An 8,863-nucleotide genomic window follows, 5' to 3' on the forward strand; every position below is an offset into this window, starting at 1 on the left:
GCGCGGCCGTGGACTTCCGAATGCGCCGACGCTGGCATCCGCCGCAACCAGTCCGGCAGTGTGGCGCGCGCCAGCACCGGCCGCGTGAGATGCGGCTCCAGCGCGGGATCGCAGCGGAAGATCATGCCCATGGTGAGGTCCTCGATGACGACAAACAAGAAGCCGATAGTAGCCGGCATTGCGAGCGAAGCGAAGCAATCCAGCATCGAAAAGGAAGTCTGGATTGCTTCGTCGCCTTCGGCTCCTCGCAATGACCGAGTGAACAAAAAAGGCCGGGATTGCTCCCGGCCTTTCGTTTATTCCGACTGTCATCCCCCGCGCAGCCGGGGGATCCAGTAAACGCAACCGTCAGTGTCGAACCGAGAGGCCGCGGCGTACTGGATCGTCCGCTTTCGCGGACGATGACAGTGAGGGTGTGGTTACACCACCCGACTTACTTCGCGTCGGCGCGCTTCGGGGGCGATGCCGGCCACGACTTGATCAGCGTGTCGTAGTCGATGGTCTCGCCCTTCGGCTTCTCGTTCGCGAGCTTGCGCTGCGGAGCGATGTTGCCGTCCTTCGCCGACTTGTTGTACCAGTACTCGGCGGTTTCCTTCTTGTTCAGCTTCGGACCGCAATCGCCCTGCACCTTGGACTTCTCCAGGCGTTCGAGCACCGAGTCCTGGGCCGCGGCGAGCGAGTCCATCGCCTGCTGCGGGGTCTTTGCACCCGACGCCGCATCACCGATGTTCTGCCACCAGAGTTGCGCCAGCTTCGGATAGTCAGGCACGTTGTTGCCGGTCGGGGTCCACTGCACGCGCGCGGGCGAGCGGTAGAACTCGATCAGGCCGCCGAGCTTCGGCGCACGCTCGGTGAACGACTTGTCCCAGATGTCGGACTCGCGGATGAAGGTGAGACCGACATGGCTCTTCTTCAAGCTGACCGTCTTGGAGACGATAAACTGCTGATAGAGCCAGGCCGCCTTGCGGCGATCGACCGGGGTCGACTTCAGAAGCGTCAGCGAGCCGACGTCCTGATAGCCGAGCTTCATGCCGTCCTTCCAATACGCGCCATGCGGCGACGGGGCCATACGCCACTTCGGCGTGCCGTCGGCATTCATGACCGGGAGACCGGGCTTCACCATGTCGGCGGTGAAGGCGGTGTACCAGAAGATCTGCTGGGCGATGTTGCCCTGCGACGGCACCGGGCCCGACTCGGAGAAGGTCATGCCTTGCGCCTGCGGCGGGGCATACTTCTTCAGCCAGTCGAGATATTTGACGATCGAATAGACCGCCGCCGGGCCGTTGACGTCGCCGCCGCGCTCGACCGAGGAGCCGACGGGACGGCAGCCCTCCATGCGGATGCCCCACTCGTCGACCGGCAAGCCGTTCGGAAGCCCCTTGTCGCCGTTGCCGGCCATCGACAGCCAGGCGTCGGTGAAGCGCCAGCCGAGCGAGGGGTCCTTCTTGCCGTAGTCCATGTGACCATAGACCTTGACGCCGTTGATCTCCTTCACGTCGTTGGTGAAGAAGTCAGCGATGTCCTCATAGGCCGACCAGTTCACCGGCACGCCGAGGTCGTAGCCGTACTTGGCCTTGAACTTGGCCTTGTAGTCCGGATTGGTGAACCAGTCGTAGCGGAACCAATAGAGATTGGCGAACTGCTGGTCGGGCAACTGGTAGAGATGGCCGTTCGGCGCAGTCGTGAACGACTTGCCGATGAAGTCATTGACGTCGAGCATCGGGTCGGTGACGTCCTTGGCTTCGCCCTTCATCCACTCCGTCAGGTCGACGGCCTGGCCGTAGCGGAAGTGGGTGCCGATGAAGTCGGAGTCGTTGATCCAGCCGTCATAGACGTTCTTGCCCGACTGCATCTGGGTCTGGATCTTCTCGACGACGTCACCTTCCTGGATGATGTCGTGCTTGACCTTGATGCCCGTGATCTCCTCGAACGCCTTGGCCAGCGTCTTGGATTCGTATTCGTGCACGGTCAGCGTTTCGGAGACGACGTTGATCTCCATGCCCTTGTAGGGCTGAGCGGCCTTGATGAACCACTCCATCTCCTTCATCTGGTCGTCCTTCGACAGCGTCGAAGGCTGGAATTCGCTGTCGATCCACTTCTTCGCAGCGGCTTCGTCAGCTTGGGCGGGCGCGGTGATCGCAGCAGATGCCGCCATCAGCGCGAACGCGCTCGTCATCATCAAGACCCTTGCGCTCGTCGAGCGGGCATTGCCTTCCGGCAGAAGTCGCATGTGTTCCTCCTTGCAGCGACAGGACGTTTCAGGCCCGGGTTGCTCCCGGATCTGCTCTGTTTCGCGCGCGTCAGACGGTGCGGAAGATCGCAACGGCCGACGCGAGCGAAATCACGGATGCGAGCCACAGGCTCGAAATCTCAAATCCATCTTCCCCAATGGGCAAAGTGGCAATGGTATCGGAGCCGACCAGGCCGATCCACGCGAGGTGGATGACGGCGGCCAGAATCAGCGAAATAAACAGGCGATCGCCGCGCGTGGTCGGAATCCGCAGAATGCCGACCCGCTCGGCCTCGGGATAGACGGCCGCGAGCCAGGTCATGACCGCGAGCGTGCAGGCCAGCGCGACGAAGAAGATCGCGGTCGGTAAGGTCCAGGCCATCCATGCGATGTTGTCCATGGCTCAGTGCCTCCACGCGAGAAACATTGCAGATAAGGTGGGCCGTGTCGCGCCGACGGCGGTCAGCCCCCTCTCCCATGGGGAGAGGGCTGCGGTGAGGGGGTACGGTCTTTCGATGGAGCGGAGCCCCCTCACCCGGCTGCTGACGCAGCCGACCTCTCCCCGCTGGGGAGAGGTGACGCCGAGTGCGGAGTGGTGGCTCAGCCTCATCGTGAACATCATCACACCCGACCCAGCGCGAAGCCGCGCGCGATGTAGTTGCGGACGAACCAGATCACCAGCGCGCCGGGGATGATGGTAAGGACACCCGCAGCCGCCAGAAGCCCCCAATCCATGCCGGCCGCCGATACCGTGCGGGTCATGATGGCGGAGATCGGCTTGGCCTCGGTCGCCGTCAGCGTACGTGCCAGCAGCAATTCGACCCAAGAGAACATGAAGCAGAAGAAGGCTGCGACGCCGATGCCGCTGGCGATCAGCGGCACCAGTATCTTGATGAAGAAGCGCGGAAACGAGTAGCCGTCGAGGAAGGCGGTCTCGTCGATCTCGCGCGGCACCGACGAGACGAAACCTTCGAGGATCCAGACCGCCAGGGGTACATTGAAGATGCAATGCGCCAGCGCCACCGCCCAGGGTGTGTCGAACAGGCCGATCGCCGAATACAGGTTGAAGAACGGCAGTGCGTAGACCGCGGCCGGCGCCATGCGGTTCGACAGCAGCCAGAAGAACAGATGCTTGTCGCCGAGGAACCGGTAGCGCGCGAACGCGTAAGCCGCCGGCAGCGCCACTGAGATCGAGATCACGGTGTTGATGATGACGTATTTGAGCGAATTGATGTAGCCGGAATACCAGCTCTCGTCGGTGAAGATGATCTTGTAGTTCGCAATGGTCGGCTGATGCGGCCACAGCGTCATGCTCGAGACGATCTCGGTGTTGGTCTTGAAGCTCATGTTGACGAGCCAGTAGATCGGCAACAGCAGGAAGACCAGGAACAGCGACATGATGAGCCGGCGGCCCGGGATCGAATGCATCACGCGCCTCCTTGAACGGGCCGACGCTCGGCGCCGGCGTTGGTCATGACCGTGTAGAACAGCCAGCAGACGATCAGGATGATCAGATTGTAGACCAGCGACAGCGCAGCCGCCTTGCCGAGGTCGAACTGGCCGAGCGCGATCTTCACCAACTCGATCGAGATGAAGGTGGTGGAGTTGCCGGGGCCACCGCCGGTGACGACGAACGGCTCGGTATAAATCATGAAGCTGTCCATGAAGCGCAGCAGCACCGCAATCAGGAGTACCCGATGCATCTTCGGCAACTGGATCGCGGTGAATACCGCCCAGCGCGAGGCGCCGTCGATCTGGGCGGCCTGATAATAGGCGTCCGGGATCGACTTCAGGCCGGCGTAGCACAGCAGCGCCACGAGGCTGGTCCAGTGCCAGACGTCCATCAGGATGACCGTGAACCAGGCGTCGAACTCGTTGGAGACGTAATTGTAGTCGATGCCGGCATTGTTGAGCACATAGCCGAACAGCCCGATGTCGGGACGGCCGAAGATCTGCCAGATGGTGCCGACCACGTTCCATGGAATCAGCAGCGGCAGCGCCAGCGTGACCAGGCAGAAAGCGACCCGCCAGCCGTCGCGCGGCATCGCCAGCGCAACCACGATGCCGAGCGGCACCTCGATCGCAAGGATCACGCCTGAGAAGAACAGATTGCGCCACAGCGAGGCGAAGAAACGGCTGCCGAGATCGCTGGAGGGATCGAGCAGCTCCTTGAACCAGCCGACGCCGTTCCAGAAGAACTGGTTGTTGCCGAAGGTGTCCTGCATCGAATAGTTCACGACCGTCATCAGCGGCAGGATGGCGGAGAACGCCACCACCAGGAACACCGGCAGCACCAGGAACCAGGCCTTGTTGTTGATGGTCTTGTCCATCACTTAGGCTCCCTCGACCAGACGGCTGTCGGCATAGACGTGCACATGCGACGGCTGGAATTTCAGACCGACCTGCGTGCCTGACGGCGCGAAGCCGGCGGGGACGCGCGCCGCGAACTTGACGTCGCCGACCTTGACCCGCGCAAAGCGGACACGGCCGAGATCATCGATCCGCTCGATATTGGCCGACAGCAGATCCGGTGCGGGCTCAGTGATATCGACGAATTCGGGACGCACGCCGATCTCGATCTTCGCATTGGGCGGCAGCGCCTGATAGCCACGCGTCAGCGCAATGGTGCGACCATCGATCCGCGCCTCACGCCCGCTCACCTCGGCCGCGATGATGTTCATGCCGGGCGAGCCGATGAAATAGCCGACGAAGGTGTGCGCCGGCTTGTCGAACAGCTCGGCCGGCGTGCCGCTCTGCACCACGCGTCCGTCGTGCATCACGACCACGGTGTCTGCAAAGGTCAGCGCCTCGGTCTGGTCGTGGGTGACGTAGATCATCGTCAGGTCGAGCTCGCGATGCAGCGCCTTCAGCTTTGAGCGCAGCTGCCATTTCAGCTCGGGATCGATCACCGTCAGCGGCTCATCGAACAGCACGGCGGCGACGTCGGAGCGCACCAGGCCGCGTCCAAGCGAGATCTTCTGCTTGGCGTCGGCCGTGAGCCGGGTCGCCTTGCGATTGAGGTCCGGCGTCAGATCAAGCAACCGCGCGATCTCGGCAACGCGCTTGTCGATCTCAGCTTTGGGGACCCCACGGTTCTTGAGCGGGAAGGCAAGGTTCTGGCCGACCGTCATTGTGTCATAGATCACCGGAAACTGGAATACCTGCGCGATGTTGCGCTCGCGGGTCGACGCCTGGGTGATGTCGGTGCCGTCGAACAGGATCTGGCCACGCGTCGGCGTCAGGATCCCGGAAATCAGATTGAGCAGCGTGGTCTTGCCGCAACCGGACGGGCCGAGCAGCGCATAGGCGCCGCCTTGCCGCCAGGTCATCGTCACCGGCTTCAGCGCGAAGCTTTCGATGTCGGCATCGTTGCCGTTGTAGGACTGGGCGAGATCGACGAGGTCAATACGGGCCATGCGACATCCCCCTCACGCGGCTGCCGGCGCCGCGACCAGACGGTCGTCGGCATCGAAAACGAAGACGTCGGTGGGATCGAGCGTGGCGTCGAGCACCGCACCCGGCTCGTATTCATGCACGCCGTGTAGCACCGCGACCCAGTTTGCTCCGTCGCGCGTCAGATGTACGAAGCTTTCGGAGCCCGTGATCTCGGTCACCGTGACAGTCGCCGGGAACGCGTGACCGCCCTGAAGGCTGCCGCTTTGCGCCAGGCCGAGCTGGTGCGGGCGGAAGCCGACGCCATAACTGCCATCGGCAAGCGCGGCGAACAAACCGTCCGCGGGCGCGGTGACGCCGCCGGCATAATGCACCTGATTGTCCCGCTTCTCGATCGCGACCGTGTTCATCGGCGGATCGGAGAACACCTGCGCCACACGCAGCGTGTCGGGCCGCCGGTACACTTTCGGCGTCTCGCCGATCTGCAGCGCCTGGCCTTCCCACATGCAGACGGTGCTGCCGCCGAGCAGCAAGGCTTCCGACGGCTCGGTGGTGGCATAGACGAAGATCGCGCCCGAGGCCTCGAAGATGCGCGGCAGCTCCGTGCGCAGCTCTTCGCGGAGCTTGTAGTCGAGGTTGGCCAAGGGCTCGTCGAGCAGCACGAGGTCGGCGCCCTTGACCAGCGCGCGCGCGATCGCGGTGCGCTGCTGCTGGCCGCCGGAGAGCTGCAGCGGCGTACGCTTCAAATATGGCTCCAGCCGCAACAGCCTCGCGGCCTCCGTGACACGCTTCTCGATCTCCTCGCGTGACTTGCCCTGCACGCGCAGCGGCGAGGCGATGTTCTCATAGACCGTGAGCGAGGGATAATTGATGAACTGCTGATAGACCATCGCGACCGAGCGCTTGCGCACGTCGAAGCCGGTGACGTCCTTGTCGTCGACCAGCACCCGGCCCGTGGTCGGCTTGTCGAGGCCAGCGAGCAGCCGCATGATCGAAGTCTTGCCGGACAAGGTCGGCCCGAGCAGCACGCTAAGCGTGCCGCGCTGCAGGGTCAGCGACACGTCACGGATGGTCGGCACGCCGTCGACGACACGGGTGACATGCTCGAGCGTCACGCTCATGCGCGTCCTCCCGCCTCACGCGTTGCGATCACGGCCGCAGCGCCATTGGCGACGATCCAGCCGTCAAGCACGGCGATCTCCGCCGGAGACAACCGCAAACCAAGCTTGGATCGACGCCACACAATGTCCTCAGCAGTCAACGCCCACTCTTCCGCTATCAGGTACCGGACCTCGCGCTCCGTCAAGGTGGCACCGAAGGATTGGCCGAGATCGGCCGGCGATGCCGCATTGCCGAGCATTTTGGCAGCGCGCGTTCCGTAGGCATGAGCGAGCCGGTTGGCATGCGCATCGCTGAGGAACGGATAGGTGCGTCGCAGGCTCGCGGTCAGCGCCGGCAGCGCCGAGACGGCCATGTCGCCGCCGGGCAGCGGCGCCTTGCCGGTCCACCCTTCTTTCGCCTTGCCGCCGTTCAGGTAGGGCGCAAGACGCTCCAGCGCCTCTTCCGACAATCGCCGGTAGGTCGTGATCTTGCCGCCATAGATCGACAGCAGCGGCAACCCGCCGGGCGTATCGAGCTCGAACACGTAGTCGCGCGTCGCGGCCTTGGCCTCGGAGGCGCCGTCGTCATAGAGCGGCCGCACGCCGGAATAGGTCCAGACCACGTCCTCCGGCAGCACCGGCTTGTTGAGATATTCACCGACCGCGGCGCAGAGATAGCTGATCTCTTCCGGCGTCGCCTTCACCTTGGCCGGATCGCCGTGATAGTCGCGATCGGTGGTGCCAATCAGCGTGAAGTCGCCCTGATAGGGAATCGCGAACACGATGCGGCCGTCGGCGTTCTGGAAGATGTAGGCGCGGTCGTGATCGTAGAGTTTCGGCACCACGATGTGCGAGCCCTGCACCAGCCGCACCTTCGCCTTCGCATTGACGCCGGCGCCCGACGCCAGCACCTCTTCCACCCACGGCCCGCCGGCATTGACGAGTGCCTTGGCGCGGATGGTTTCGCGCGCACCGCTCGGCGTGTGCTCGACGGTGACCTGCCAGACGCCATCGACCTGACGGATGTCGGTTGCACGGCTGCGGGTGCGGATCTCGGCGCCACGGTCGGCGGCGTCGCGCGCGGTCAGCACCACGAGCCGCGCATCGTCAACCGAGCAATCGGAATATTCGAAACCCTTGGTGTAGCGTCCGGGCGCGAGCGGCTTGCCGACCACATCCGTCGCCAGATTCACCGAGCGGGTCGGCGGCAGCAGCTTGCGACCGCCGAGATGGTCGTACAGGAACAGGCCGAGGCGCAACATCCAGGCAGGTCGCAGCCCCGCATGATGCGGCAAAACGAAACGCAGCGGACGAATGATGTGGGGCGCGATCTGCCAGAGGATCTCGCGCTCGATCAGCGCCTCGCGCACCAATCGAAATTCGTAATATTCGAGATAGCGCAGGCCGCCATGCACGAGCTTGGTCGACCAGGACGATGTCCCGCTGGCCAAGTCATTCATTTCGCAGAGGAAAACAGAACTTCCGCGCCCGGCCGCATCGCGCGCGATGCCGCAGCCATTGACGCCGCCTCCGACGATCGCGAGGTCGTAGATCCGCTCCAACAGACGCATCCCCCAGCACCGCCAGTTTCGTACCGGCGATTTCACTTTCGTTTTTGACGTTAAACACAACCGGAACCGAAAGCAAACTGGAAATCCACAGCTTTGCCCTGGTTTTGGGGCACGCTTTGCCTGATTTCAGGTAGGGGTTTCTAGTGCTTAGGCGCGGCGGAATATGGCGGCCGAAGTCGGCTCGGATGCATCCGAGCCGTCGTCGAGCTCAGCGGCCGGCATTGCCGCAATCACGTCGATGCCGCGGTTGTGGCAGAGACCAGCCAGGCCATCGGGCAGCGCGCGATCGGTGACGAAGGTCTGGATCTGGCTGAGATGGGCGATTCGCACCGGCGCGCTGCGATGAAGCTTGGTGGAATCGGCAACCAGCATGACGCTGCGCGCGTTGGCGATGATCGCCTGCGCCACCTGCACCTCGCGATAGTCGAAGTCGAGCAGCGCGCCCTCCTCGTCGATCGCCGATGCGCCGATGATGGCATAGTCGACCTTGAACTGGCCAATCAGCTGCGTCGCGGTCGAGCCGACCACGCCGCCGTCCGAATGGCGCACGGAGCCGCCAGCCACGATCA

General features: G+C 63.6%; 8 protein-coding genes and 1 pseudogene. All 9 read right to left on the reverse strand.

Annotated elements, in window-relative coordinates; all coding sequences use genetic code 11:
- A pseudogene (locus WA702_RS28930) lies at positions 1 to 206 on the reverse strand (hypothetical protein); the annotation flags it as partial.
- A gap of 227 nt (positions 207 to 433) precedes the next feature.
- On the reverse strand, positions 434 to 2,176 hold the full coding sequence (locus tag WA702_RS28935; protein ID WP_425113965.1) for an ABC transporter substrate-binding protein: 1,743 nt from the start codon (positions 2,174 to 2,176) through the stop codon (positions 434 to 436).
- 124 nt (positions 2,177 to 2,300) lie between these two features.
- The gene (locus WA702_RS28940) at positions 2,301 to 2,630 is read right to left on the reverse strand and encodes a DUF2160 domain-containing protein (RefSeq protein WP_425113958.1); all 330 of its coding nucleotides are present in this window, start codon (positions 2,628 to 2,630) and stop codon (positions 2,301 to 2,303) included.
- Between the two features lie 221 nt (positions 2,631 to 2,851).
- Complete coding sequence (locus WA702_RS28945) at positions 2,852 to 3,658, reverse strand: carbohydrate ABC transporter permease (protein WP_425113959.1); 807 nt, start codon at positions 3,656 to 3,658, stop codon at positions 2,852 to 2,854.
- A complete protein-coding gene (locus WA702_RS28950; RefSeq protein WP_425113960.1) occupies positions 3,658 to 4,560 on the reverse strand; it encodes a carbohydrate ABC transporter permease in 903 nt (300 codons plus the stop codon). Before WA702_RS28950 ends, WA702_RS28945 begins: the two co-directional genes overlap by 1 nt.
- Positions 4,561 to 4,563: 3 nt before the next feature.
- Positions 4,564 to 5,646: an ABC transporter ATP-binding protein gene (locus tag WA702_RS28955; RefSeq protein ID WP_425113961.1), complete on the reverse strand. Its 1,083-nt coding sequence runs from the start codon at positions 5,644 to 5,646 to the stop codon at positions 4,564 to 4,566.
- A gap of 12 nt (positions 5,647 to 5,658) precedes the next feature.
- The gene (locus WA702_RS28960; RefSeq protein WP_425113962.1) at positions 5,659 to 6,744 is read right to left on the reverse strand and encodes an ABC transporter ATP-binding protein; all 1,086 of its coding nucleotides are present in this window, start codon (positions 6,742 to 6,744) and stop codon (positions 5,659 to 5,661) included.
- A complete protein-coding gene (glpD, locus tag WA702_RS28965; RefSeq protein WP_425113963.1) occupies positions 6,741 to 8,294 on the reverse strand; it encodes a glycerol-3-phosphate dehydrogenase in 1,554 nt (517 codons plus the stop codon). The genes WA702_RS28960 and glpD overlap by 4 nt, the downstream gene beginning before the upstream one ends.
- Positions 8,295 to 8,441: 147 nt before the next feature.
- Positions 8,442 to 8,863: DeoR/GlpR family DNA-binding transcription regulator (locus WA702_RS28970; protein WP_425113964.1), on the reverse strand; the 422-nt coding region annotated here is incomplete at its 5' end.

Source organism: Bradyrhizobium sp., from assembly GCF_049798375.1.
Lineage (GTDB): Bacteria > Pseudomonadota > Alphaproteobacteria > Rhizobiales > Xanthobacteraceae > Bradyrhizobium.

Coding starts and splice junctions, on each gene's coding strand:
- WA702_RS28935 (WP_425113965.1), bottom strand. CDS start 2,176: ATGACGAGCGCGTTCGCGCTGATGGCGGCATCTGCTGCGATCACCGCG.
- WA702_RS28940 (WP_425113958.1), bottom strand. CDS start 2,630: ATGGACAACATCGCATGGATGGCCTGGACCTTACCGACCGCGATCTTC.
- WA702_RS28945 (WP_425113959.1), bottom strand. CDS start 3,658: ATGCATTCGATCCCGGGCCGCCGGCTCATCATGTCGCTGTTCCTGGTC.
- WA702_RS28950 (WP_425113960.1), bottom strand. CDS start 4,560: ATGGACAAGACCATCAACAACAAGGCCTGGTTCCTGGTGCTGCCGGTG.
- WA702_RS28955 (WP_425113961.1), bottom strand. CDS start 5,646: ATGGCCCGTATTGACCTCGTCGATCTCGCCCAGTCCTACAACGGCAAC.
- WA702_RS28960 (WP_425113962.1), bottom strand. CDS start 6,744: ATGAGCGTGACGCTCGAGCATGTCACCCGTGTCGTCGACGGCGTGCCG.
- glpD (WP_425113963.1), bottom strand. CDS start 8,294: ATGCGTCTGTTGGAGCGGATCTACGACCTCGCGATCGTCGGAGGCGGC.